This is a genomic window from Rheinheimera texasensis, from assembly GCF_964031785.1.
GTDB lineage: Bacteria > Pseudomonadota > Gammaproteobacteria > Enterobacterales > Alteromonadaceae > Pararheinheimera > Pararheinheimera texasensis_A.
This window is the reverse complement of the sequence record NZ_CAXIRE010000021.1, coordinates 145,783-168,431: the sequence shown is the minus strand read 5'-3', so window position 1 is coordinate 168,431 and position 22,649 is coordinate 145,783. Positions and strand designations below refer to the sequence as shown.

General features: G+C 54.3%; 22 protein-coding genes and 2 tRNA genes. 12 read left to right on the top strand and 12 right to left on the bottom strand.

All coding sequences use genetic code 11. The features are described 5' to 3' along the window. Window positions 1-61 precede the first annotated feature (61 nt). Window positions 62-1,453 (bottom strand): Na+/H+ antiporter NhaC family protein, encoded by a 1,392-nt coding sequence (locus ABNT34_RS12325; protein ID WP_348732046.1) that lies wholly within the window; start codon window positions 1,451-1,453, stop codon window positions 62-64. 39 nt (window positions 1,454-1,492) lie between these two features. Continuing rightward, the gene (locus tag ABNT34_RS12320; protein ID WP_348732044.1) at window positions 1,493-2,443 is read right to left on the bottom strand and encodes an N-acetylmuramoyl-L-alanine amidase; all 951 of its coding nucleotides are present in this window, start codon (window positions 2,441-2,443) and stop codon (window positions 1,493-1,495) included. 152 nt (window positions 2,444-2,595) lie between these two features. Here ABNT34_RS12320 and ABNT34_RS12315 point away from each other — a divergent pair, with 152 nt between their 5' ends. Genes ABNT34_RS12315 through ABNT34_RS12295 form a run of 5 tightly spaced genes read left to right on the top strand, consistent with a single transcriptional unit; the run spans window position 2,596 to window position 6,924 of the window. After that, window positions 2,596-3,390: a putative hydro-lyase gene (locus tag ABNT34_RS12315; protein WP_348732042.1), complete on the top strand. Its 795-nt coding sequence runs from the start codon at window positions 2,596-2,598 to the stop codon at window positions 3,388-3,390. After that, complete coding sequence (gene pxpB, locus ABNT34_RS12310) at window positions 3,391-4,122, top strand: 5-oxoprolinase subunit PxpB (RefSeq protein WP_348732040.1); 732 nt, start codon at window positions 3,391-3,393, stop codon at window positions 4,120-4,122. Then, window positions 4,119-5,153, top strand: coding sequence for a biotin-dependent carboxyltransferase family protein (locus ABNT34_RS12305; protein ID WP_348732038.1), 1,035 nt, complete (start codon window positions 4,119-4,121; stop codon window positions 5,151-5,153). Before pxpB ends, ABNT34_RS12305 begins: the two co-directional genes overlap by 4 nt. After that, window positions 5,154-6,041: a glutamate cyclase domain-containing protein gene (locus ABNT34_RS12300; protein ID WP_348732036.1), complete on the top strand. Its 888-nt coding sequence runs from the start codon at window positions 5,154-5,156 to the stop codon at window positions 6,039-6,041. A gap of 10 nt (window positions 6,042-6,051) precedes the next feature. Continuing rightward, the gene (locus ABNT34_RS12295; RefSeq protein WP_348732034.1) at window positions 6,052-6,924 is read left to right on the top strand and encodes a D-amino acid aminotransferase; all 873 of its coding nucleotides are present in this window, start codon (window positions 6,052-6,054) and stop codon (window positions 6,922-6,924) included. 17 nt (window positions 6,925-6,941) lie between these two features. On the opposite strand, the gene dacB is transcribed toward ABNT34_RS12295, so the two are convergent. Continuing rightward, complete coding sequence (dacB, locus tag ABNT34_RS12290) at window positions 6,942-8,453, bottom strand: D-alanyl-D-alanine carboxypeptidase/D-alanyl-D-alanine-endopeptidase (protein WP_348732032.1); 1,512 nt, start codon at window positions 8,451-8,453, stop codon at window positions 6,942-6,944. A gap of 29 nt (window positions 8,454-8,482) precedes the next feature. Beyond that, complete coding sequence (locus tag ABNT34_RS12285; protein WP_348732030.1) at window positions 8,483-9,379, bottom strand: hypothetical protein; 897 nt, start codon at window positions 9,377-9,379, stop codon at window positions 8,483-8,485. Between the two features lie 144 nt (window positions 9,380-9,523). On the opposite strand from ABNT34_RS12285, the gene ABNT34_RS12280 reads away from it, so the two are divergent. Further along, window positions 9,524-10,879, top strand: coding sequence for an SH3 domain-containing protein (locus ABNT34_RS12280; RefSeq protein ID WP_348732028.1), 1,356 nt, complete (start codon window positions 9,524-9,526; stop codon window positions 10,877-10,879). After that, on the top strand, window positions 10,866-11,984 hold the full coding sequence (locus ABNT34_RS12275) for a dipeptide epimerase (protein WP_348732026.1): 1,119 nt from the start codon (window positions 10,866-10,868) through the stop codon (window positions 11,982-11,984). Before ABNT34_RS12280 ends, ABNT34_RS12275 begins: the two co-directional genes overlap by 14 nt. A 12-nt stretch (window positions 11,985-11,996) precedes the next feature. Here the strand turns inward: ABNT34_RS12275 and ABNT34_RS12270 are convergent, their stop codons facing one another. The 3 genes from ABNT34_RS12270 to ABNT34_RS12260 all read right to left on the bottom strand — a co-directional run bounded on the left by ABNT34_RS12270 (window position 11,997) and on the right by ABNT34_RS12260 (window position 14,622). Then, entirely contained in the window at window positions 11,997-12,842 is an 846-nt protein-coding gene (locus ABNT34_RS12270) for an ABC transporter substrate-binding protein (protein ID WP_348732024.1), read from the bottom strand. A gap of 74 nt (window positions 12,843-12,916) precedes the next feature. Then, window positions 12,917-14,080, bottom strand: coding sequence for a chromate efflux transporter (gene chrA / locus ABNT34_RS12265; protein WP_348732022.1), 1,164 nt, complete (start codon window positions 14,078-14,080; stop codon window positions 12,917-12,919). A gap of 86 nt (window positions 14,081-14,166) precedes the next feature. After that, the gene (locus ABNT34_RS12260; RefSeq protein WP_348732020.1) at window positions 14,167-14,622 is read right to left on the bottom strand and encodes a rhodanese-like domain-containing protein; all 456 of its coding nucleotides are present in this window, start codon (window positions 14,620-14,622) and stop codon (window positions 14,167-14,169) included. A gap of 188 nt (window positions 14,623-14,810) precedes the next feature. On the opposite strand from ABNT34_RS12260, the gene ABNT34_RS12255 reads away from it, so the two are divergent. Together ABNT34_RS12255 and ABNT34_RS12250 are read left to right on the top strand one after the other, a co-directional pair. Then, complete coding sequence (locus tag ABNT34_RS12255; protein WP_348732018.1) at window positions 14,811-15,782, top strand: helix-turn-helix domain-containing protein; 972 nt, start codon at window positions 14,811-14,813, stop codon at window positions 15,780-15,782. A 132-nt stretch (window positions 15,783-15,914) separates the two neighbouring features. Next, complete coding sequence (locus tag ABNT34_RS12250; protein ID WP_348732016.1) at window positions 15,915-17,072, top strand: RsmB/NOP family class I SAM-dependent RNA methyltransferase; 1,158 nt, start codon at window positions 15,915-15,917, stop codon at window positions 17,070-17,072. 35 nt (window positions 17,073-17,107) lie between these two features. On the opposite strand, the gene ABNT34_RS12245 is transcribed toward ABNT34_RS12250, so the two are convergent. The 3 genes from ABNT34_RS12245 to ABNT34_RS12235 form a co-directional block, all read right to left on the bottom strand. Next, window positions 17,108-17,671, bottom strand: a complete 564-nt coding sequence (locus ABNT34_RS12245; protein ID WP_348732014.1) for a hypothetical protein — start codon at window positions 17,669-17,671, stop codon at window positions 17,108-17,110. Window positions 17,672-17,806: 135 nt separating this feature from the next. Continuing rightward, the gene (locus tag ABNT34_RS12240; protein WP_348732012.1) at window positions 17,807-18,217 is read right to left on the bottom strand and encodes a hypothetical protein; all 411 of its coding nucleotides are present in this window, start codon (window positions 18,215-18,217) and stop codon (window positions 17,807-17,809) included. Between the two features lie 9 nt (window positions 18,218-18,226). Beyond that, window positions 18,227-18,790, bottom strand: coding sequence for an acyloxyacyl hydrolase (locus ABNT34_RS12235; RefSeq protein WP_348732010.1), 564 nt, complete (start codon window positions 18,788-18,790; stop codon window positions 18,227-18,229). Window positions 18,791-18,896: 106 nt separating this feature from the next. Between ABNT34_RS12235 and ABNT34_RS12230 the strand changes: the two genes are divergently transcribed. Then, window positions 18,897-19,730 carry an AraC family transcriptional regulator gene (locus ABNT34_RS12230; protein WP_348732008.1) on the top strand — a complete coding sequence of 278 codons (834 nt, stop codon included), beginning with the start codon at window positions 18,897-18,899 and terminating at the stop codon, window positions 19,728-19,730. A gap of 115 nt (window positions 19,731-19,845) precedes the next feature. On the opposite strand, the gene ABNT34_RS12225 is transcribed toward ABNT34_RS12230, so the two are convergent. Together ABNT34_RS12225 and ABNT34_RS12220 are read right to left on the bottom strand one after the other, a co-directional pair. Then, window positions 19,846-19,922 (bottom strand) — tRNA-Met (locus tag ABNT34_RS12225). A gap of 55 nt (window positions 19,923-19,977) precedes the next feature. Continuing rightward, window positions 19,978-20,054 (bottom strand) — tRNA-Met (locus tag ABNT34_RS12220). Window positions 20,055-20,281: 227 nt separating this feature from the next. Here ABNT34_RS12220 and rlmKL point away from each other — a divergent pair. Both rlmKL and ABNT34_RS12210 read left to right on the top strand, forming a co-directional pair. Then, window positions 20,282-22,402: a bifunctional 23S rRNA (guanine(2069)-N(7))-methyltransferase RlmK/23S rRNA (guanine(2445)-N(2))-methyltransferase RlmL gene (gene rlmKL, locus ABNT34_RS12215; RefSeq protein ID WP_348732006.1), complete on the top strand. Its 2,121-nt coding sequence runs from the start codon at window positions 20,282-20,284 to the stop codon at window positions 22,400-22,402. After that, on the top strand, window positions 22,402-22,638 hold the full coding sequence (locus ABNT34_RS12210; RefSeq protein ID WP_348732004.1) for a glutaredoxin family protein: 237 nt from the start codon (window positions 22,402-22,404) through the stop codon (window positions 22,636-22,638). Before rlmKL ends, ABNT34_RS12210 begins: the two co-directional genes overlap by 1 nt. The last annotated feature ends 11 nt before the right edge of the window (window positions 22,639-22,649 follow it).

The following is a 22,649-nucleotide window of genomic DNA, read 5'->3' as shown; positions in this document are numbered from 1 at the left end:
TCACCGTAAAAATTAAAAAAGCAGCCAACGGCTGCTTTTTTAATTTGCGCCAGCACTTGGCTTAGCCAATCATCAGCGCACCACACAGCAGATACCCCAACAGTGCCAGCGTAGCGCAAATCAGCGCGTAGGGTAGTTGGGTACGGGTATGCTCCAGCAAATCACAACCGGCGGCTACTGCACTCACCGCAGTGGTGTCTGAAATCGGCGAGCAGTGATCACCAAATACACCACCACCTAAAATGGCTGCCAGCACCAGCGGCGGCGGTAACCCCAGATTCACCACCAGCGGCATGCCAATCGGGATCAGGATGGCAAAAGTGCCCCAGGAGGTGCCGGTGGTAAACGAAATCAGCGCGCCAGCTAAAAATAACATCGCCGGAATTAACCACAGCGGTAAGGTTTCCGCCACGACGCCGGAGATATATAAACCGGTACCGAGATTCTTTAAGCTCTGCCCCAAAGCCAGCGCCAGTAACAAAATACTGACCAGCCCCAGCAGTTCACTCATACCTTTAAAACCGATATTGACCAGTTGCTGATGGTCGTAGCGTTTGCTTAATAACAGCATCAGATAAGCGACGACACAACTTAACGTGGTGGCGTACAACACCGATTTCGAGCCAGAGCCTTGTGATAAATCGCCATTGCCGGTCCAGAGCATAAAACCGACCATGCCAAAAATCATCGTCAGCAGCGGCACCAGCATAAAACGCGCTTTAGTCGGCGCGACTTCCTGCTCATCATGACCGTCAATTTTATTCAGCTCTTGGTTCGCACGGCGCATCGGTGCCAGATGACGGCCGGTCCAGATGGTAAAAAACAGCAGCAACAATGTAAAAATCGCATAGAAATTCAGCGGGATAGTGGCCATTAACACCGATACCGGATTGTCGGTCAGCGCATAAGGCGAAATCAGCCCCAGCACATAAGCACCCCAGCCGTTCAGTAAAATCAGGATACAAATCGGTGCACTGGTACTGTCGATGATATACGCCAGTTCAGCCCGGCTGATTTTGAATTTATCAAACAATCCCCGCGATAAAATACCAGCGGTTAGCACCGACAAATTCGATTCGATAAAAATGACGACGCCGGTCCAGAATGCCAGCAATTTACTTTGCCGTGGCGTTTTTGCGACACCCCGATTGACCAGACTGGTCACCAGCGCAGCGACACCACCGGAGTAACGCATGTAGGCCATCAGGGCGCCCACCATCAGTGCAAACAACAGCAAACGGGCATTACCCGGATCGGTCAGCACAGTGGTAAGGGCTTCGAGAGTATTGACAGCACCAAGGGCTGAAGCGCCCACCAAAGAACTGCCGCCTTTGAGCAGCAGCAGGAGTTCAGCGCTAAACAGTGACAACACCAGCGCCACTATGACTTCTTTACGCCACAACACCACAGCAATAGCCACAACTGCCGGGATGAGCGTCATCCATTCTGCCAAAGATCACCTCTTTTTTTATTTTTTATGGAGCCAGGCGCCTTATTGCAACGGCAGCGCCAGACTTTGTTTTCCGGTCAGACTGTCAGGAAAATACTTTTCCAGCAAGGCCCAAAGCACGGCGACAGTCTCTATGTCTAATTCTCCGCTGACGCGGTTTGGTACAAAATGGCGCTGAAAGGCAGTCAACACGTCGCGACTGGGTTGGTCCCAAGTCCCGGTGACTGCAATGCCGTAACCGTAGCGCCTGAGTGCACGCTGCACCAAGTCCGGTGGCGGCAGGCTTTGCAGGCCATGCCAATACTTCAGTAAAACGGCGTCGTCATACCAGGCGCCAATACCCTGACGTGCCAGCCATTGCCATGGAAAGCGCGGGCCCGGGTCTTGTTTACGCGATGGCGCAATATCGCTGTGCGCCAGCACCCGGGTCGGCGTGATCTCCGGATTTCGCGCCAGAATATCTGTTAATAAAGTCGCCAGCAGTTGCAGCTGCGCCGGGTCAAAATCCGGTGTCAGGCACAATGTGTTCACTGCGTCGGCCCGGGCGGTGCTGCTAACAACAGTTTCACGCTGATGACACCAGCCCTGATTGACCAGTTCAATACCAATCGACTGGTCATTTAATGCCTGCCGGTCTTCCCATTGACTGGTGCCGGCATGCCAGGCGCGTTGTGTTTCCGGCACTAACTGATACACCTGCAGTGCTTTGCCGGCCGGATAGGTTGGGTCAAAACTCTCCGGGATCAGATAATGTGCGCTGACCGCGGTCGCTCCGGGCTGCGTCAAAGCCTTGAGCGAACGCTCCCAGTTAATCGCGGTATAATGCAGCACCAAAAGCCGCACCCGCTCATTGCGATTGGCCGACTGATGCTCAGTATTGATCTGGTGATTGATCTGCACCGGCGGTTTGACACTGCATGCAGCCAGTAGCCAGGGCAACAACAATGGCAACCACTTCAGGCCACGGATACAGCAGCGTCGGTTCAGGTTCATCGGCAACCTCACACTTGAATTCTGCGCACCACAGGCGTGCGTAGCTGCATCATTCTATCGGGATATTTGTTGTTTTTCAGCATTTTATCATTGGCAGGCGCGCAGCGGTTATGCCAGTGTATACAGAACCTAGCCGAGACAAAGGAACTCCGATGCACCTAAACGCCAGCTCTATGCCGCAAGCCGTACGCACGGCCGCCCGGCAAGGTTTGTTGCAGGGGCCGACTGCAGGTCTCGCCAATGGTTATGTGCAGGCCAATCTGGCGATATTGCCTGAAGTTTTGGCCGCTGATTTCCTCAAATTTTGTCTTGTCAATCCAAAGCCTTGTCCGTTAATTGCGGTGGCCGAATACCCGGGTCAATATGAAATGCTGGTCGGTGGGCATACACTCGACATCCGCCGCGACGCCCCGCGTTACAACTTGTTCCGCGATGGCAGGCTGGTAGAAAGTGTCAATGATTTATCGCCGTACTGGCGTGCTGATATGGTCAGTTTTCTGCTTGGCTGCTCGTTTTCCTTTGAAGATGCACTGCAACAAGCCGGGATTGAACTGCGCCACCAGAGCGAACAAAAAAACGTGCCGATGTATAACACTAATCTCAGGCTCACACCGGTCGGGCCTTTTCAGGGCCAGATGGTCGTCAGTATGCGGCCAATGCTGGCTGCCGATGCCATTCGCGCCATTCAGATTTGTAGCCGGTTTCCGACTGTGCATGGCGCGCCTGTGCATCTTGGCGATCCGGCACTGATTGGTATCCGTGACATTCATCAACCCGATTATGGTGATGCAGTCACCATCCGCGCCGGCGAACTGCCGGTGTTCTGGGCCTGTGGTGTCACGCCGCAGGTTGCTATTCGCCATGCCAGACCGGACTTAGCTTTTAGCCACAGTCCGGGTTGTATGCTGGTGACGGACTTGACCAATGCCAGTCTGGCGGTGCTGTAGATGCGTCTGTCAGTGCCTTTGAGCCAGGACATTCCGGTGCGGCTTTGTGTCCACAGCGAACAGGCTTTGTTGCTGGATTTGTCGCCCCTCGCGCCTGACGGCCCCGGTCCTGAGCTGATGCAGTTGCTGCAACATCTGCGGCTGCAGCTGCCGTTATTGCTTGGTGATGCTTTGCTGGAACTGGTGCCATCATATACTTCGGTGCTGCTGATTTTTGATGTGCTGAAAACCGACCATCAGCACATCGGCCAACAGCTGTTTGACGCCAGTGCCTGGTTATTCCGCCCGGCAGATATGGCCGCTGCGGGCAAATTCATCGAACTGCCATGTTATTACAGCATTGAAACCGGCCCTGATCTGCTGGAGGTTGCTGCGCTGCATCAGATAAGCCCTGCCGAGCTTATCCGGCTGCACAGCGCTCAGGCGTATCAGGTTTATGCTATCGGCTTTGCACCGGGTTTTGCTTATCTCGGTTTTATCAATGAGCGTCTGCAGACACCACGGCTTGCTACGCCAAGACCGCAGGTTGCCGCCGGCAGTGTCGCTATTGCCGATCGGCAAACCGCCGTGTACCCGGCAGCATCTCCCGGTGGCTGGCGTCTGCTTGGCAACTGCCCAACACTGTTATTTGATTTAAACGCCAGTCCGATGATGCCTTTTGCCGTCGGTGATACCGTGCGTTTTGTCGCGGTCGAGCGGGCCGAGTTTTTGCGTTTAGGTGGCCAGCTATGACACAGCGACTACCAGCCAGCACATCGGGCCTGTGGGTGTTGCAAAGCCATAGCAGCGTGCAATTGCAGGATGCCGGCCGTTTTGGCGGCGCGGCTGCGGGCCTGACGCAGGGCGGCGCTGTGGATTTAACCGCGGCGCGACTGGCCAATGCGCTGGTTGGTAATCACAACAGTGTGACTGGTCCTTGTCCGCCGGTGCTGGAGATCACGTTAGGCAATGCAGCATTTCGCGCTGAGCAGCCGCTGCTGTTGGCTGTCACCGGCGCTGCGATGCCATTGCTGCTGAATCGTCAGCCGGTGGCCAGATATCGCACTTTGTTATTGCAGGCCGGGGATTTACTTGAAATCGGCTACAGCCGGGCTGGCGCCAGGGCGTATCTGGCCGTCGCCGGTGGCTTTGAAGCGCCGCTTATTTGTGGCAGTGTCGCCACCGTGCTGCGGGAAAAAGTCGGTGGGCCGGATGGACAGGGCAGCGCTGTCACCGTTGGTTCTTTACTGCCATGTCAACCCTGGCGGCAAGCCGATCCACAGCTGTCTTTGCCTTATCATCAGCATTATCACCATCACAGCATTCGCGCTTTAGCACTGGTTGGTGGCGCCCAGCTCGACACACTGGACCCACAGCTTATCCGGTTATTGCCACAGCGGTTATTTCGCGTCACAGCGCGCAGCGACCGTATGGGCATGTTGCTCGGTGGTGAACCTTTGCCCGTCCGGGCGCAATCGCTTTATTCTGAAGGGATTTGTTTAGGTGCCATGCAATTGCCACCCAATGGCTTGCCGATTGTGATGCTAAACGACCATCAGACCATTGGCGGTTATCCCAAAACCGGCGCCTTAAGCCGCGGCGCCTGTGAACAAATCGGCCAGCTGATGACCGGTAACCTGGTCAGGTTTTATTGGCTGGACGCGGCAACAGCAGTGTTGCAGGAGCGGCAGCGCTTGCTGGCTTTACAACTGCAGCTGGACCATCTGGCGGCGCAGTGGGTACAAGCTGGCGATAGCACGGAAATTCGCCAAATGGGCAACTAAATGGCAGCAACAGAGCAAACAACAGTCGCGTCGCAAGCAGTTCTGCAGCTCAGCCAGCAGATAGAAGGTTTACTGGTTGAGCGTAACCTGCGCGGTATGGCGTTGGCGCGCCAGGCGCTGCGGCCCGGATATCTGGCTCGCACGGCAGCATTGCTGTTTAAACCTGGCCAACACGTGCTGATTGGCACCGGTTTTCCGGTGGCCGGTACTTTTGAAACCGACGGCCCGGTCGGCGCTATAGCCATCTATCGCATGTTGCAACAACTTGGTATCAAGCCAGTGCTGGTTTGTGGTGAGCCTTTATATACTGCGCTGCAGCGCGACTTTCAGGTAGAACAGATGCAGCTTGGCTCTGATGGCCATACCCGTGCCAGCGAACTGCTGACAATCTATCAGCCGGCGGCGGTACTTTGTATCGAAAGACCTGGTAAAGCCGCCGATGGGCGTTATTACAATATGCGCCATGAAGATATCAGCTGCAGAGTCGCTGATTTGGATGCATTGGTGCAGCTGGCGCGCGACTCAGGTGTCGCCACTGTCGGTATCGGCGACGGTGGCAACGAAATAGGCATGGGCAATATCGCCAATATCATTGGTGCGCTGGATATCCGGCCAGCGCTAACCTGCTGTGACGAATTAATTGTGGCGGATGTGTCAAACTGGGGCGCTTATGGCCTGGCCTGTTTTTTGTCGCTACAAAGCGGTCAGGATTTGTTTGCTTGCTGCGATGCAAAACCAGTGCTGCAATTTTTATCAGCTCATGGCAGCGTCGATGGGGTGACCCGGCAAAATACCCTGACCGAAGATGGCCTCACGCCAGAAGTTGGTGCCGCGTTGTGCCAACACATTTATCAACTTTATCAGCAACACCGGCCCGTGCCGGTTTAAGGACAGTCTCTTGTCTGAAGTTTTTTTAAATGGCAGTTTTATGCCGGCCAGCGAAGCGCGTATTTCGCCAATGGACCGTGGTTTTTTGTTTGGCGACGGCATTTATGAAGTGATCCCAAGTTATCAGGGTAAGCTGGTGGGCTTCACTGCGCATATTGACCGGCTGCAACGGGGCCTTGCTGAGATTGGCATCGAACTGGCCTGGGATCACGACCGCTGGCTCGCACTGATTAACGACCTGTTACAGCGCAACGGTCAGGGCGACCTCGGTGTTTATTTACAGGTTTCGCGCGGTGCTGACATAAAACGTGGCCATGCCTTCCCGGCCGGTGTCAGTCCGACCGTGTTTGCATTTACTTTTGCGATTAATCCACCGCCAAATGGCCTTCCTGGCAGCGCCAAACCGATGCAGGTCATTACGGCTACAGATTTACGCTGGAAACGTTGCCATATCAAATCCACAGCGCTGCTCGGGAACGTGTTACATCACCAACAAGCAGTCGATGCAGGTGCTCAGGAAACGCTGTTATTTAATGAGCGCGATGAATTAACCGAAGGCAGTTCCTGTAATGCTTTTATCGTCAAAGATGGTATGGTCAGCACGCCGCCGCTGGATCATCAAATCCTGCCGGGCATCACCCGGTTGTTGTTGCTGCATATTCTGCGCAGTTACAGCGCTATCGAAGTGCAGGAGCGGGTGATCAGCAAAGCTGAAGTGCTGTGCGCTGACGAAGTCTGGCTGACCAGTTCGTCCAAAGAGGTCGTGCCTGTTGTGGCTATTGATGGTGTGCCGGTCGGGACTACGCTTGACGGCGTTGGGCAACCGGGCCCACTGTGGCATCAGGCGCAACAGTTGTTTACCGCGTATAAATTCAGCGTCTGACGCTGACAGTCAGCCAGTTAAAACTGGCTGACCTGTTGCACCCATTGGTCTAACAAAGGCCGGCCTTTGGCCACCCCTTGCTCGGCATTGACCAGACCAACAAAAATCCACGGCCGTTGCTGACGGTCAAACACATAACCGGCAAGGCCGGTGCCATTGCGTAAAGTGCCGGTTTTTAGGCGGGCACGGTCGCGCGCCACTGACGTCCGCATCCTGTTCTGCAAAGTGCCATCGGTGCCGGCGCGCGGCAGACTACTGGCTAAATCCAGTCCCCAGGGTTGTTGCCAGGCATATTGCAACAAAGCGGCCAGCTGACTTGCGCTGATCCGAGCCTGACGTGACAAACCGGAACCGTTGTCGAGCACCAGTCCCTCTGCCGGTAACTGCCGCTGTATAAGCCAACTTTTTACCATCTGCTCTGCCGCCTCAACGCTGTCAGTTGCTGCAGGCTTTTCTGCGGTTTGCTCGTTTTTTTGCTGCACGCTTTGAAACTGTGCGCCAAGTTGCAGCGCCAAAGTACGCGCCAGACCATTGTCGGAATTTTTATTCAGCTGCTGCAGCAATTGCGGCAAGGGCCGGCTGAAGTGCTGTGCCACTACCACAGCATCGGCTGGCGTTTGGCCATGACGCACCTGCAGCGGCGTTGTTGTGTTGCCACCAAGCTGGCGCCAGAACTGCTGCAGGCTGAGTTGCCACTGCGCCTCTTGGCTTAACCAGGCGGCATCTTCTTCATGTAAACAGTGGCGTGGAAATTCCCCCCGCAGCACCAGCCTGATACGGCCATCAGGCAATGTTTGTTCGTTTAATTGCAAAAGCTGGCCATTAAACTGGTCACAGCGGCTGTCCGTCAGGCGAAGCTGCGCACTGAGTTCCAAATTGGTAAATGCCGGCAAAGTACTGAGCCGCACTGTATTGGCGTCGCTTTGTAGCCGCAGCTGCACCATCTGCTGATTCAGGCTCAGTGCATCGGGAATGTGGTTGTAGCGGGCGCGCGGCGACTCATCAAAAGCTGGCGTAGCCGGGTCGGGCAGGGCCGGATGAAACCAGCTGCGATCCAGCACCACACCGCCTTGCAAATCACGCACGCCTTCGTTGTATAACTGTGCCAATAAAAACGACAGCGCGGCGTAATCCAGATCCGGATTGCCTTTACCACGCACAAAAAGCGGCTGGCGCAACACACCTTGTTGCCGCGCCTGCGTCAAATCCGCGGGATTGGCCAGCAGCTCAGTTTCACCACGCCACAAAGGGCCCAGCTGGTCTAAGGCGACCGCGCTGGTCAGCAGTTTTAAAGTGCTGGCCGGTTGCATCAATAAATCCGCATTATGTGCAATCAAAGGCCTGGTCAGGTGCCCGGGCTCGACCGGCATCACCACCAATGCAACCTGATCAGGCTGTAACCCGGCCGCTTGAATTTGTTGGATGAGTTCCTGACGCAGCTGAGCGCCCGGCTGACTGGCACAGCCGCTTAACCACAGGAGCAGGCTGCAAAAAGGCATCAGCCGGAATATCTGTTTGAATAAGTCCACTGCTGAGGTCACTCCACTTGTCTCTGACATCATTCGGCCAGCACCGGTAATTGCCAGTCCTGCTGCAGGCGGCGATATTCTGCGACGGGTAATAGCAGATAAAGCGGCGCATTTTGTGGGTCCAGCCAACGCAGCAGAGCGCTGAGTGCTGCCGGGTCTAAAGCTGTACAACCGGCGGTTTTTCGGCCATTGGCTGCTTTTTGATGCAGAAAAATACAGCTGCCGGCACCCGTCTGGCGGGCCTCGCCGTCGCTGAAATTGTGGTCGATAAACAAACCTTGCTGATACACCGCATCCGGGGTTGCCATCAAATCGCGTCGCATCGGCTCTGAGCTGCCGGCGGTCCATTCCGGCCGGTATTGCCGGACATCCAGCGTCTGATTGTATAAAGGCGAAGTCGGCACATCGATACAATAGTCAAAACGGCTCATTTGCTGGTACGGCATCGGTGTGACCAAAGTAGGTAAGGCACCAAAAGCCGAACTTAACCGGAACAGGCCGGCTGGCGCTTTACCGTCACCTTCCTGTTTTTGCTGACCTTGTTGTGGCGGATGTAAACCCAGGCCCCAGGCGCTGCCGTTTCGACCCAGGTCAACAGCGCTTGCCGGGCCAGCTACTTGCCACGGCATGCCGACGCTGCGGGCAAACAGATATAAACGACCAGTACTGGCGCCCCAGTCGTCGCTGACGACTATCACCAGTTGTCTGGTGGACGCAGGGATCACCGGCGCTGCCGCTAGTGCTTCACCAGACGAGGCCGGCAGCTGCGGCGACTGGCTGCATCCTATGTTACTGAGCAATAAAACCGTCAACACCAAAGTGCCGGCGACATGCCGCTGCGGTCTGCGCTGCGCTGACGAGCGAGATAAAGTGTCAAAAGTAATTGATTTACAAAGATGTTTCATCAAGCTCTGTACTACTTTCATGCGGACGCCTGCGCTTGTCATTTGATCTGTGGCCAGTATACTTGAATAAAAAATTCCCGCCATGTCATAGGTTTATCCATGCACAGCCGCAAACCCCGCCACAATTTTTCTTCCTACGTTTTTCATTGTCTGCTGCTATTCAGCATGTTGTGGCTGTCATTGCCTAACGCCAACGCCGTCGTGCACGACATTCCAGGCCTGACACCGGCGCAGCTTCAGGTTGATTATTGGCTGGCGCGAAGCCCGGCGCCTGACCAAATCCTGCGCACTGCGCCGCAAATTCAGGCCGACAATGCGGTGTTATTTCGCAGCACGGCTGGCATGTTCGACTTTGCCACAGCACCACAAAGTTATACCGGTGCTGAAGTGCGCGCCCTCATCGCGCAAAGCAGTCAACGGCCGCAGGCCGCACGTTTTTATGCCGACGGCCGCCAGCTGAGCGAAGCCGATTTTAGCCGTTACCAGCAGGCGATGGCGTTACCGGCAATTACCGCACAAGTGCCGGCAAAAGCTGCACTGGTGACCAGCCGGGGCAGCATCCGCACTTTCCCGACTCTGGATCGGGTGTTTAATCAGCAAATGGACTTTGACATTGACCGTTTTCAGGAAACCGCAGTGTTTCCCGGGCAGGCGCTACAGGTGCTGCATTACAGTCAGGACAAATTGTGGGCTTATGTCCGGCATTATCATTACAACGGCTGGTTGCAGGTGCAGCATCTGGCGCTGACCGATCACCAGACTGCGCTGGATTTTACCCGGCAACCCGACTTTTTGCTGGTGACCGGCGCTCGGGTGTTTACCAATTTTAATCCGCAGCAGCCACAGGTTTCTGAGGTAGCGCTCGAGATGGGCGTGCGCCTGCCGCTGCTGCAACGACTACCGGCGCTGTTGTATCAACAAAACCCGGCTTTTAGTTATGCCGTGCAGTTACCGGTTCGCCAACATGATGGCACTCTGGCGTTACTGCCGGCACTGATTAGCCGCAATCAGGATGTGCAGAGCGGTTATCTGCCACTGACCCGCGCCAATATTATCCGCCAGTCGTTTAAATTCTTAGGCGAGCGTTATGGCTGGGGTCACGATTACAACGCAAGGGATTGTTCTGGTTTTATCAATGAAGTATTTAAAACTTTTGGCCTGTTGTTGCCGCGCAATACCGGCAGTCTGGCTGATCTGGGTTTTGGCGCCTTTATTCAGCTTGAACAAACAACAGCCAGTGAAAAACAACAAGCACTTGAACAAGCCGATATCGGTGATTTATTAATGATCCCTGGCCATGTCATGCTGATACTGGGCCGCAGCGATCAAAACAAGATGTTTGTGATCCACGCCGTCAACGGCCTGAGTTATTTCCTGCAGAACGGTGACTATTATCACAGCAAACTTAATGGTGTCAGCGTCACCCAGTTCACGCCGTTACAACTCAACCCACAGACCAGTTATCAGCAGGCGCTATATCAAATCAAAAGCCTGAGCCGGGAGACTTATGCGCATCGTTAAACTCGACACCTTTTTGCTGGAAGTGCCGCTGAAAACACCTTTTGTCACAGCACTGCGCCGCGTGGACGCTGTACAGGATTTAATAGTGCGCATTGAGCTGGAAAATGGTTGCTGTGGGTATGGCGAAGCAGCCCCGACCTTAGTCATTAGCGGCGAAAGCCTGCAGTCGATGCAGGCGGTGATCCAGACTGTATTTAAGCCGCTGCTGCTGGGTCAGTCCATTGTCAATTTCCAGGCGTTGCTGCACCGGCTGGAGCAGGCGGTGGTTGGCAACAGCAGCGCCAAAGCTGCTGTGGATATCGCGCTTTATGATGCCCGGGCGCAATTATTTAGAGTGCCTTTGTGCGAGCTGCTCGGCGCTGCGCCTTCGCTGCTTATGACCGACATCACTATCAGTTTAAACGGTCCGGATCAGATGGTGCAGGATGCAAAAAACGCAGTAGCTGCCGGTTACCAGCAACTGAAAATCAAACTAGGTGGCGAGCCGGCGCTGAATGTCGAACGCGTGCTGGCTATTCATCAGGCAGTACCGGCCGAAGTAAAATTACGGCTTGATGTGAATCAGGCCTGGACCGCGAAACAGAGTATTCAGGTGTTGCGGCAAATTGAAGCGGGCGGTGTTTTCCCTGAGCTGGTTGAGCAACCAGTGCCGGCTGCGGACTGGGCCGGGTTAAAAGCAGTCAAAGACGCAGTCCTGACTCCGGTGATGGCCGATGAGAGTGCCTATAGCCCACAGGATGTCGCGAAACTGCTGGCACTGGACTGCTGCGACATCATCAACATCAAACTGATGAAAACCGGCGGCATCAGCGGCGCATTGCAGGTGCTGGCGCTTGCGGCGGCGGCCGGTAAACCCTGTATGCTGGGATCTATGCTGGAATCATCCATCAGTGTGGCTGCAGCTGCGCATTTAGCGGCGGCTTATCCGCAGCAAATCCGTTATCTGGATTTGGACGGTCCGACCCTGAGCTGTTTTGATCCGGTCAGCGGCGGCTGCCAGTTTGACGGCCCGCAGATCTTGCTAAATCAAAGCCCGGGTTTAGGCATCAAAGAGATCCGCGGCCTCACGCCCTGGCCACTGGCTGCATTACCTGCCGGACACTGAAACTCAGCGCTGTTAACCGGCCTGGCTGGTTGGTTTACAGCGCAAAAGTTCGGCATCTTTCAGATAAAAGCCGGCAACAGGCGCGAATTCTAATGGCAAAGCAAGTTTAGTTTGCCATTTCTGGCGGATGGCTTGCGGCGCCGCTGAGTGCAGAATATCGCGGTATTTTTGCTGTAACTGGCGTACCAGAGCCGGGTCTGAGCCCGGTGACAGCGCGAAATAATTTTCTGAACAAAGCACCCGCCAGACTGGCGTGAGCACAGGCGCTGCTGTCAGTTGCGCCTGCAACACCTGTTCTTCCAGATCGGTCGACAGCCAGAGCTGAGCACGGTTTTTCAGTAACATGTCCATACCTTGCTGGTAACTGCCGACAGTTTCAATCGCGATGCCCGCGGCTTTAAACTGCTCACTGAGCCAACCGGCGCGAAGGCCTGCCACTACCAACCGGTGTTTTTTGATATCTGCAAAGCTTTTAACCGGCGGTAAATCACTGCGCACAGCGTATAACGAGTGAAAACGTCGTGATACTGGCCCGATATATTGAAAACCCAATGCTTCGCGCTCCGCTGTTTTCCCCATCGTAAACAGCAGGACATCAGGCTGCTCCAGCGCAGTGGCATAGGCGCGCGGCCACGGCATCAGCTCAACCGGTGCCGGTAATTTGCCGTTAAACATCAGTTGTAGTAAATCCACCGACAAACCGCTGATCTGCTGGCCCTCGAGATAATTAAACGGCATTTTTTCCGACGTCAGAATGCGCGCCGGCGTTAAATTCTGCGCCAGCAAAGCGCTGCTAAAGCAAAAAAGCAGCAGTGTGAGTGACTTGCAAAACAACTTGTTGTGTTGGCCAATACGCATTGGTGGGTCTTTTCTCCGGTTAAAGGTGCTGCCGATGGGCCACATCTTTGATGATGAAACAAAACATCCTGCTGTCAAATCCACCCGAGCATCGCGCCGGCAATCATCAGCAGTGGCAACAGCACAATTGGCGGGCACCAACGACGCCACACCACCAGTCCGGCGACCGCGATCACTAGTAAGTGCCAGTTACTGCTGACTGCATGCGGCACGATAAACTGACACCAGGCTGCGCCAAGCAAGCCGACTACTGCACAATTCACCGCAGTAACTGCACCGAGCAGAGGCCTATACTGACTCAGCCGGTGCCACCAGGGCCATAAAGCACAGACCAGCAGCGCGCCGGGTAAAAATAACATCGCAGTCGCAAGCAAAGCGCCGGTCACGCCTTGTCCGGCTGCAGCGCCGATATACGCGGCAAAACTAAACAACGGCCCCGGGACTAACTGGGCCAGCGCATAGCCAGAGAGAAAATCCGCTTCACTGATAAGGCCGGCAGTGTTTTGTTCCAACAGCGGCAATACCACATGACCACCGCCGAATACCATGGCGCCGGCGCAGTAACAGGCGTCAGCCAGTTGTAACAAAGCATCAGCGGTTTGCAGCACAACAACAGGTAAACCAAACAGCAGCAAAGCAAACAACGTTAACAGCAGCACTGTAGTGTAGGTTGTGGCGTGGGTTTTCTGCGGACTTGCCGTGATAGTAGCGACTGTGTGCGGCTGTAACCAGCAGGCACCGAACAGGGCAAAAACCAGTAAAATAAGCAGCTGATAAAAAGGCTGAGGCCAGAGCAGAAAACACAGCAGTGCCACGCCGGCGAGGCATCGGCGTGGCCAGTCAGGCGTCAGGCTGTTGCTCATTTGCCACACTGCGTGGCCAACAATCACCACCAGTGCGCATAATGCGCCTTGTTGTGCCAACGGGCTGAACCACTGGCTGCCAACAAGACCAGCCAACGTCATCAGCAGAAAAGACGGTAAGGTAAAACCAATAAAAGCCAGCAGGGCACCGGTAAAACCGGCATGCTGCAGACCAATGCCAATGCCAACCTGACTGGAAGCAGGCCCGGGTAAAAACTGACACAACGCGACAAGCTGACGATATTGCTGCTCGTCCATCCAGGCTTTTTGCCGGACGACCCACTGTTCAAAATAAACCAGATGTGCCGCCGGGCCACCAAAAGAGGTCAGACCCAGCCGTAAAAACAAGTAAAACACTTCCGCAGAACGCGTCATCGGCAACAACCTGCAGCCACTCCAATGGCGCCAAGTTTACCGGTACTTGATTTCGCTTGCCAGCTCAGCTAGCACTGACTCAGGGTTTAGCAGCCATTGCTGGCATTTTGCCGCGCCGGCGCCCCGGTTTGCAGTAAAAAACCTTCGTCGATGTAACCTTGCAGACCGCCAATCATGATTTTGACCGAATAACCGAGCCGGGCAATTTTCAGCGCGGCCTGATCGGCGCCATTGCAATGCGGTCCAGCGCAATACACCACCAGCAGCCGGTGTGGCGGTAGTGTCGCGAGTGTCGAGTCACTGATTTGCCGGTGCGGCAAATTAACTGCTCCCGGCACATGGCCTGCGGCAAAAACTGCGCTACTGCGGACATCCAATAACACAAAGTCGGTCGCACCGGCTTGTAATGCGCTGTGCACATCGCTGCAGTCAGTCTCCAGCATCAAACGTTGGCTGAACCAATCGATAGCAGTGTCGGCGGTTGCAGCGGGATATTGGCAGACTAACGAAGGTTGTGTGTTGGTTAAAACTTGTGATGTCATGATCTACTCCTGGATTGGGATTAAACAGCGATGGCTTATTTGACCAATAAATTTCGCCAGGCAACACTGTCGGATTTACCAATAATCGCCTGTTTTCAGCCAACACCTTGTCCTGCTCAAACGACGGCGGCAGAATAAGCCATGGATGTGCAAATGGGCAGCTGAATGGCTATCAAACCGGTGAAATGATGACATCTGAAAAACCCCATCACGTGGTGATTTGCGCTTACCACGGTCTGTCGATGCTGGAATACGGCGCCGCAGTAGAAATTTTTATCAGCCATGGCCGGACGAATAGCCCTTGGTATCAGGGCGAAGTCGTCAGCTGTGATGGTCCGCAATTAGCATTGGGTGATGGCAGCCGTTTATGGTTACCCGATGATCTTGGGGTGTTGCAACAGGCCGACACTATAGTACTGCCGGGCTGGCGCGATATTAACGAGCGGCCACCCCAACAATTACTGCAGGCGTTGCAGCAGGCAGCGCAAAGAGGCGCGCGGCTGGTCAGTTTTTGTTCCGGTGCAGTGATCCTGGCCTATGCCGGCTTGCTGGATGGGAAAACTGCGACAACACATTGGAAATACGCTAAAAAATTCAGACAGTTATTTCCGAAAGTTCAGCTTGATACCGCTCCGTTGTTCGTGCAGGCCGGCCACATCTTTACCTCCGCCGGCAGCGCGGCCTGCATTGACCTTGCGCTGGCGCTGATTGAAGCGGATTTTGGCACGCAGCAGGCCAATAGCAGCGCACGACGCCTGGTGGTGCCGCTTGCCCGGCAGGGCGGCCAACGCCAATTTATTCAGTTGCCGGTGTCAACCGCCAGTAAAACCCTGACCAGGGTAATCGACACTGTATTGGCAGACTTAAGCAGGGACTGGCAAATTGATGCTCTGGCGCAGCAAGCTGGGATGAGCCGGCGGAGCTTTGACCGGCATTTTCAAAGCAGTATCGGTCAAAGTGCCAAACAGTGGCTGCAACAGGCGCGGATTGAGCAGGCAAAAGTGCTGTTAAGCCGCGGTGAGCGGATTGAAATAGTCGCCGGGCAATGTGGTTTTACCAGCGCTTCAGCCTTTCGTGCGCAGTTTGCGCAGTGGACCGGCGTCGCGCCCAGCCAGTTCCGGCTGGCGCAGCAACAAAGGGCTTGTTTGCAGGTTGATTAACCGGCCGTAGCAACTTTTTCGCGGTGTTAGCACCGCTGGCATCTCAGCGCTTGTGTTAGCGCTTGTCAGCTTTTATGATCGCGCCACTTTGCAGCGGGGAGTTATCCTGCTGCGTGCTGCCCGGAACTCAACATGTCATTAAGCCCACAAGACACAGTTACAACGCTTATCAGCGCCATTTTGCAACTGGTATTACAGCAGGACCAGCAACTGGAGCGTGCGATGTCGCAGGTGTTCAGCCAGCACAAACCAACGCTCGCACAGCAAGCTCAGACCGTGGCGCATTGTGGTGCTTTGCTGCGACGGCTCAATGCCTATCAGGCGCTGGCCGGCGCGGACCAAAGTCTGCCAGCACTCATTGCGGCCTATTTGAATCAAGTGCAGGCCACAGCCCAAGCACAGACGCGCTGGCAACAACTGCCGGCTCAGCTACAGGATGGTTGCCCGGATTGGCTGGAACAACTCGGCCAGGCTGAACTTGGGGCTGACTGGCCGGCAGAGCGCGCAGCACTGGCGCAGGCGGCACCCAGATACATTCGGGTCAACAGGCTAAAGGCCAGCAAGGAACAGCTGCAACAAGCACTGGCACAAGCCGGCATTCAGAATCAGCCGGTCCATGGCGTCGACACGGCGCTACAAATCACCTCTGACGCCGCGCTGTTTCAAACTCAGGCTTTTAAACAGGGTTGGTTTGAACAACAAGACGCCGGCTCGCAGCTAGTGGCTGCGGCGTTACCAGTCAAACCCGGCAGCCGGGTCATTGACGCCTGTGCCGGCGCCGGTGGTAAAACGCTGGCACTGGTCGCAGCGATGCAGGCTAAGGGCCGCTTATTGGCGATGGATGTCGAGCAATGGAAGCTGGATAATCTGCAGCAGCGCGCCAACAGAGCAGGGGCCGGCAATATCGAAACCCGGCTCATCAGCAGCAGTAAAACCATCAAACGGCTGGCCGGTAAAGCTGATTACCTGTTACTGGATGTGCCCTGTACCGGTAGCGGCGTGCTGCGGCGCAATCCGGATGCAAAATGGCGTGCGCCGATGCGGTTGGCGGAATTGCAGCAACTGCAGCAGGACATTTTACAGCGCTACAGCAAAATGCTGGCGGTCGGTGGCGAGCTGCTGTACGCCACCTGTTCCATTTTCCCCAGCGAAAACCGTCGGCAAATTGACTTGTTTTTAGCCACCCGGCCGGATTTTGTGCTGCTGTCAGACCAGCAAATCAGTCCGGCGGCAACCGGTTTTGATGGTTTCTATTCTGCGCATCTGCGCCGGATCAGCGAGCTGGGCTGATCGGTTTAGGGCGGGCTGGTTTCAGGTAAACAGGCTCAGGTTTTATTGGCGGCATCTGCCGGTGCTTCAGCAGGCACTTCATAGGCTTTGCAGGTACTGATCAGCGCCTGCAAATGGCCACCTAAATCTTTACTGGCAAATTGCTGGCTCTGTGCCACCAGCGTTTTTAGTGTCGCCAGCGCTTGTTCCAGTCCTTGCTGGTCAATCAGCGTTTTGGCATAAGCGGCAGCGTCTGCGCCTTGTTCCAGCATCGCCGCGACGCTGTCAAAACTAATTTCCTGCGAAAACATCTGTTCGATGTCAGCCAGCAACTTAGCTACTTTGGCCGATTCGACCAAAGCACCTTCCACCGTAATGAGTTTCCCCATCGGATCTGCCGCCAACCGGCTTGCAACGCAAGCGGCTACGGTACCGGCTTCAGCACTGCCGGCAACAGCAGCAAGGCCCTGTTCACGGATTTGTTTCACTGCTTCGGCGATTTGTGGATCTTGTTGCAACCATTGTTGCTCTAATGCAGATTTGGGATTTTCACTGAGATAACCACAGCTGGTCAGCAAAAAAGCCAGGCCGGCTGTTAACAAAGGACGAGTGAAAGACATTGGCAGCTCCATGGCATCAAGATAAATAAGCGGGAAAACACCGCTGGTTATCTTTGTTTGATGGCGCTGGTTCCTGACAATTCAAGGGCAGTAGCGAAAATTTTGCTACGCTGTGGAGCTGTCCCGGCAAAAAACTTATTGCTGCTGTTGCTGTAAGGTCAGCGCCGCCATCAGGCGTTGACGCAGCGCGATCATTTGTCTTGCATCAACTTCACCTGCAGCCTCTTTGCTGCTCTGCAGGGCTTGCTGCAACTGAACCTGATACTGGTTATACAGTTTGTTCAGCAGCGGGCTTTGGCTCAGCGCAAACAGCTGCTGCCATAAATCTTCGATTTGCTGCAATTGCTGCGCTGAGACACGGTGGATTTGTGGTAATGCCTGGCTGAGCACACGCAATTCGAAGTCCAGTTTACGCAGCACAGTCTCGGTTGAACCGACTTGGAGCGCCGTATTTGGCAGCGACTGAGTTGCCGCACCAGGTACTTGCTGTGGCATCAACAGCAGTAACGCCAGTACAGTTAGTTTGAACAGCAGTATAATTTTCATCCGCGCCTCCTAGAAATACCAGCCATAAGACAGGCTGACAAAATCAAGGCCAGGGTTTGGTCGTTTAAAACCGGCGTTGGAATAATGCAGGTAACGCAAGGTCAGGCTACGGTCCGGCGCCAGCCATGCCACTAAGCCCAGCCTGTCTTCAAACTGATAATGAGTACTGACATCCTTACCGGCAAAACGGGTGTCATCCAGCAGGGATACACCGATGCCGAACTCCAGATCCCAATTTAAATCAAAGGCTTGCCCAAGCGGATAACGCAACACCGGCGACACCGCCAACACGGCATTACTGTCTGAGCTGTTGGCCGGGCCATAGCGCCAGAAATTGGCACTGGCTTCAAATGACATGTTCAGGCGTGGGTCCAGGCCATGCAGCCAGTCCACATGATGTTGATAGGCCAGCTTTAAGCCCTGTACATCGCCTTCGCCCTGCAGGTAATCGACAGCTATAGCCTGCTGCAGACTTTTCGCCTGGGCCATTTGACTGAAACCGGATAAAAACAAAGTGAGGACCAAAGCGCGTAAAATAGCCCGGTTCACTCTGACGCTGAAACTGAAAGTCATGGTGTGTTCCTCTGTGCACCCACGCCACCTTGGCGTTTGCGGTAATGGCTGCTATTATCGGGAACGATTAGTTACAAAATGTACCTATACAGTTGCAGAGAGTATCATGATGGACAGATTAACCCCCTTGCTCGCGCATTTTTCACCACAGGCCTCGATTTATTTCCACGGCAGCAGCTGCCAGAAAACCCAATTTTGTCCACAAAGTGGCCGGGCTTATCTGCATTTAATTGAGGCCGGGCAAGGGGAAGTCAGTGTGAATGGCCGTAGCCATGTCATCACTGAACCTTGTTTGTTGTTTATTCCGCGCGGACATGCGCATCAATTTAAAGTGGACCATCAACAGTCGCTGTTGCTGTTTTGCGCAACATTGGACTGCGGTGAAACCGCCGGCAACCCACTGTTGGCCGCATTGCCGGATTTAAGCTTAATTCCGCTGTCCGGCTGCTCGTCGCTCAGAAGTACCATTTCTTTGATTTGGCAGGAAAATCAAGCGCAATACTGTGGCCGCGACGCGGCGTTGCAACGCCTGACCGAATATCTGCTGATCTTGTTGTTGCGCCACATTATGGCGGTAGAACCGCCACAAGCAGGCTTATTTGCCGGCCTCGCTGATAAACGACTGGCGCCGGTGATCACTGCTTTGCATCAACAACCCCAGCTGGATTGGACTTTAGACAGTATGGCGTTGGAAGCGGGCATGTCACGCGCCCGCTTTGCCGAGCATTTTCGCAAAATCGTCGGGCAAACCCCGGCCGATTACCTGCAAAACTGGCGTCTGACGCTGGCACGTAAGCAGCTGTTATCCGGCAATGCACTGAAACAAATCGCACCCGCCGTAGGGTATCAAAGCGTCGCAGCTTTTCACCGGGTGTTTCGCCAACGTTTTGGTGTATCGCCGAAAGAATGGCTGGAACAGGCAAGTGCTGTGGCGGCTTGAGGGGTTGGGTAGAAGAGGGTAATGAAACACAAGCCGACGACTGTCGTCGGGCTGTTTCAATTTAGATTGCCGAATTTCAGATACAAAAAAACCAGCATCATGCTGGTTCTTAAGTTGGTTGCGGGAGCCGGATTTGAACCGACGACCTTCGGGTTATGAGCCCGACGAGCTACCAGGCTGCTCCATCCCGCGTCCGAAAATTACATTTGAGCAGTTAATGTAATCTATTGTTTTGCAATGACTTAGTTGGTTGCGGGAGCCGGATTTGAACCGACGACCTTCGGGTTATGAGCCCGACGAGCTACCAGGCTGCTCCATCCCGCGTCCGTCATTGCGGGGCGCATCTTATTGCTTTTAGATATCGATAGCAAGCAACAATTGACATAAAACCAGCGACAACGCACTGACTGCTGGTTTTATCAGCATCTTGTGTTTTAAATCATCGAATTAGCTGTAACCCGATAATGTGCCACCAGCAAAAGCCAAATTCGGCAGCGGGCCTGCTGCAACTTCTGATATACTTCGCGCAATTTTTTTGCGTGGATTTTTTTATGTTGCAATTCTGGGCGTTAACCTCCAAAGGCGTTGAAGAAGTACTGGCCAGTGAACTGACCAGCCTCGGCGCCACCGTCAGTAAAGTCAGCCTTGGCGCTGTGCGGTTTGAGGCAACGTTAGAGCAGGGCTACCAAATCTGTTTGTGGTCGCGCCTCGCTACCCGGATCATGCGCCAGCTCGATCAACTCGCTATTAATGAACAATCCGATGTCTATGCCGTCGCCAACGAGCTGGACTGGACCGCACAGATGGATCTGCGTCAAAGCCTCGCGGTCGAGTGTGTCGGTAAACATGCCACTATTGATAACAGTCAGTTCGGCGCGATGCGCGTGAAAGATGCCATCGTCGACCAATTCAGAGCGAAATTCGGCGAGCGGCCGGACGTCAGCCGGTTGGAACCGGACGTGCGTTTTCAGCTGCGAATGGAACGCCAACATTTTTATTTCTTAAAAGATTTCTCCGGCCCGTCGCTGCATCAGCGGGGTTACCGTAAAGAGCAGGGCGAAGCGCCGTTAAAAGAGCAGTTAGCTGCGGCCATGCTGATCCGTTCCGGCTGGCAGTTTGAGCAACCGCTGGTTGACCCATTTTGTGGTAGCGGTACTTTATTAATTGAAGCTGTGCTGATGGCGCGGCAATTAGCGCCGGGCCTCAAGCGTTTAAAATTTGCCTTCGAAAACGACAGCGATTTTGATGCCGCTTTGTATCAGGAACTACGGGCCAAAGCGCTGGGGCAACGCCGGGCTTTAGCAGCAACGGCTAAGTTCATCGGTTTTGATACAGACCCGCGTCAATTAGACAAAGCCCGCCAAAACGCCGCCCGTGCCGGTGTCGCTGAATTTATTGAATTTAAAGCCGGTGATGCCACTACTCTAGAGGCTGCCGGCACCCAAATCCCCGGCGTGGTGATTTGTAACCCACCTTATGGTGAGCGCTTGGGCGATATCCCGTCGCTGATCCCGGTCTACAGCGAATTTTCAGTACGCCTGAAGCAACATTACGCTAACTGGCGGCTGGCGATTATCACCAGCAACACTGACTTACTACGTTCACTGAAGTTGTCCAAGCTCAAATCGTATAAATTTGCCAACGGCCCGCTGGACTGTGAATTCAGTTTGTTTGACCTGACGGAAAAACAGGTGCAAATCACCAGTAAAAGCCCGTCGATGTTTTTTGCTGAAAGTGAGTCTTTTGCCAACCGGCTGAAAAAGAACGTCAAACAGCTGGAAAAGTGGTCCAAGCGCGAACAAATCAGCTGCTACCGGCTTTATGACGCAGACATTCCGGAATACAACGTTGCAGTCGACTGGTACGACGGCGAAGTAGTGATCCACGAATATGCCGCGCCTTCGAATGTTGACGAGCAAATCGCGCAAAAACGCCTGTTTGATATCGTCAACCTGGTGCCGCAGGTGCTGCAGGTATCGACCGACGCCATAGTTCTAAAAGTCCGTGAAAAGCAAAAAGGCAAAGAGCAATATCAGGCGCTCGCCAAAGCCGGCCAGTACAAAACGGTCAGCGAATATGGCGCCAAATTTTTGGTGAATTTACGTGATTACCTCGATACCGGGCTGTTTTTAGACCACCGACTGACCCGGCGAAGTATCCAGCAACAAGCCAAAGACAAAGCCGTACTGAATCTGTTTGCTTATACCGGTTCGGCTTCTGTGCACGCCGCATTGGGCGGTGCGCGCAGCGTGACGACTGTTGATATGTCCAATACTTACCTGGATTGGGCCAAACGCAATTTTGCCGTGAATGATCTCGCTGGTAAGCAATACCAGTTTATCCAGGCCAACGTGCTGGAATGGCTGGCTGATTGTAAAAACCAGTTTGATCTCATTTTTGTCGACCCACCGACTTTTTCCAACTCAAAACGGATGGAAGATACCTGGGACGTACAGCGTGACCATGTGAAGTTACTGACGATGATCAGCAAGCTGGTGGCACCCAACGGTAAAGTGATTTTCTCCAATAACAAACGTAAGTTTAAAATCGACCGCGCCGCACTCGAAGCGGCCGGCTGGTCGATTAAAGACATCAGCGCCGCGTCTTTGCCGGAGGATTTTAAGCGTACCCCGCAAATTCACGTCTGTTTTGAGCTGACGCGGAGCGCCTGATGCTGACGCTTTACAGCACCTGGGGTTGCCATTTATGTGAAGAGGCGGAAGCGCTGCTGCATGCAGCCAGCCTTGAGTTCAGCCTGGTCGACATTGTCGACGAGCCGGCCGCTTTTGCTTTGTATCGCACAGAGATCCCGGTACTGACCAGACTGCAGCACGGGCAAACCTATGAATTGAAGTGGCCCTTTGATGCGGCCGCACTACAGAGATTTATCACACAGCCAGCGCTGTGAACAGGAAAGAT

What these genes read in the sequence shown, in the direction of transcription:
- ABNT34_RS12320 (WP_348732044.1), bottom strand. Translation starts at nt 2,443, where the DNA reads ATGAACCTGAACCGACGCTGCTGTATCCGTGGCCTGAAGTGGTTGCCA.
- ABNT34_RS12315 (WP_348732042.1), top strand. Translation starts at nt 2,596, where the DNA reads ATGCACCTAAACGCCAGCTCTATGCCGCAAGCCGTACGCACGGCCGCC.
- pxpB (WP_348732040.1), top strand. Translation starts at nt 3,391, where the DNA reads ATGCGTCTGTCAGTGCCTTTGAGCCAGGACATTCCGGTGCGGCTTTGT.
- ABNT34_RS12305 (WP_348732038.1), top strand. Translation starts at nt 4,119, where the DNA reads ATGACACAGCGACTACCAGCCAGCACATCGGGCCTGTGGGTGTTGCAA.
- ABNT34_RS12300 (WP_348732036.1), top strand. Translation starts at nt 5,154, where the DNA reads ATGGCAGCAACAGAGCAAACAACAGTCGCGTCGCAAGCAGTTCTGCAG.
- ABNT34_RS12285 (WP_348732030.1), bottom strand. Translation starts at nt 9,379, where the DNA reads ATGAAAGTAGTACAGAGCTTGATGAAACATCTTTGTAAATCAATTACT.
- ABNT34_RS12280 (WP_348732028.1), top strand. Translation starts at nt 9,524, where the DNA reads ATGTTGTGGCTGTCATTGCCTAACGCCAACGCCGTCGTGCACGACATT.
- ABNT34_RS12275 (WP_348732026.1), top strand. Translation starts at nt 10,866, where the DNA reads ATGCGCATCGTTAAACTCGACACCTTTTTGCTGGAAGTGCCGCTGAAA.
- ABNT34_RS12270 (WP_348732024.1), bottom strand. Translation starts at nt 12,842, where the DNA reads ATGCGTATTGGCCAACACAACAAGTTGTTTTGCAAGTCACTCACACTG.
- chrA (WP_348732022.1), bottom strand. Translation starts at nt 14,080, where the DNA reads ATGACGCGTTCTGCGGAAGTGTTTTACTTGTTTTTACGGCTGGGTCTG.
- ABNT34_RS12260 (WP_348732020.1), bottom strand. Translation starts at nt 14,622, where the DNA reads ATGACATCACAAGTTTTAACCAACACACAACCTTCGTTAGTCTGCCAA.
- ABNT34_RS12255 (WP_348732018.1), top strand. Translation starts at nt 14,811, where the DNA reads ATGACATCTGAAAAACCCCATCACGTGGTGATTTGCGCTTACCACGGT.
- ABNT34_RS12250 (WP_348732016.1), top strand. Translation starts at nt 15,915, where the DNA reads ATGTCATTAAGCCCACAAGACACAGTTACAACGCTTATCAGCGCCATT.
- ABNT34_RS12245 (WP_348732014.1), bottom strand. Translation starts at nt 17,671, where the DNA reads ATGTCTTTCACTCGTCCTTTGTTAACAGCCGGCCTGGCTTTTTTGCTG.
- ABNT34_RS12240 (WP_348732012.1), bottom strand. Translation starts at nt 18,217, where the DNA reads ATGAAAATTATACTGCTGTTCAAACTAACTGTACTGGCGTTACTGCTG.
- ABNT34_RS12235 (WP_348732010.1), bottom strand. Translation starts at nt 18,790, where the DNA reads ATGACTTTCAGTTTCAGCGTCAGAGTGAACCGGGCTATTTTACGCGCT.
- ABNT34_RS12230 (WP_348732008.1), top strand. Translation starts at nt 18,897, where the DNA reads ATGATGGACAGATTAACCCCCTTGCTCGCGCATTTTTCACCACAGGCC.
- rlmKL (WP_348732006.1), top strand. Translation starts at nt 20,282, where the DNA reads ATGTTGCAATTCTGGGCGTTAACCTCCAAAGGCGTTGAAGAAGTACTG.
- ABNT34_RS12210 (WP_348732004.1), top strand. Translation starts at nt 22,402, where the DNA reads ATGCTGACGCTTTACAGCACCTGGGGTTGCCATTTATGTGAAGAGGCG.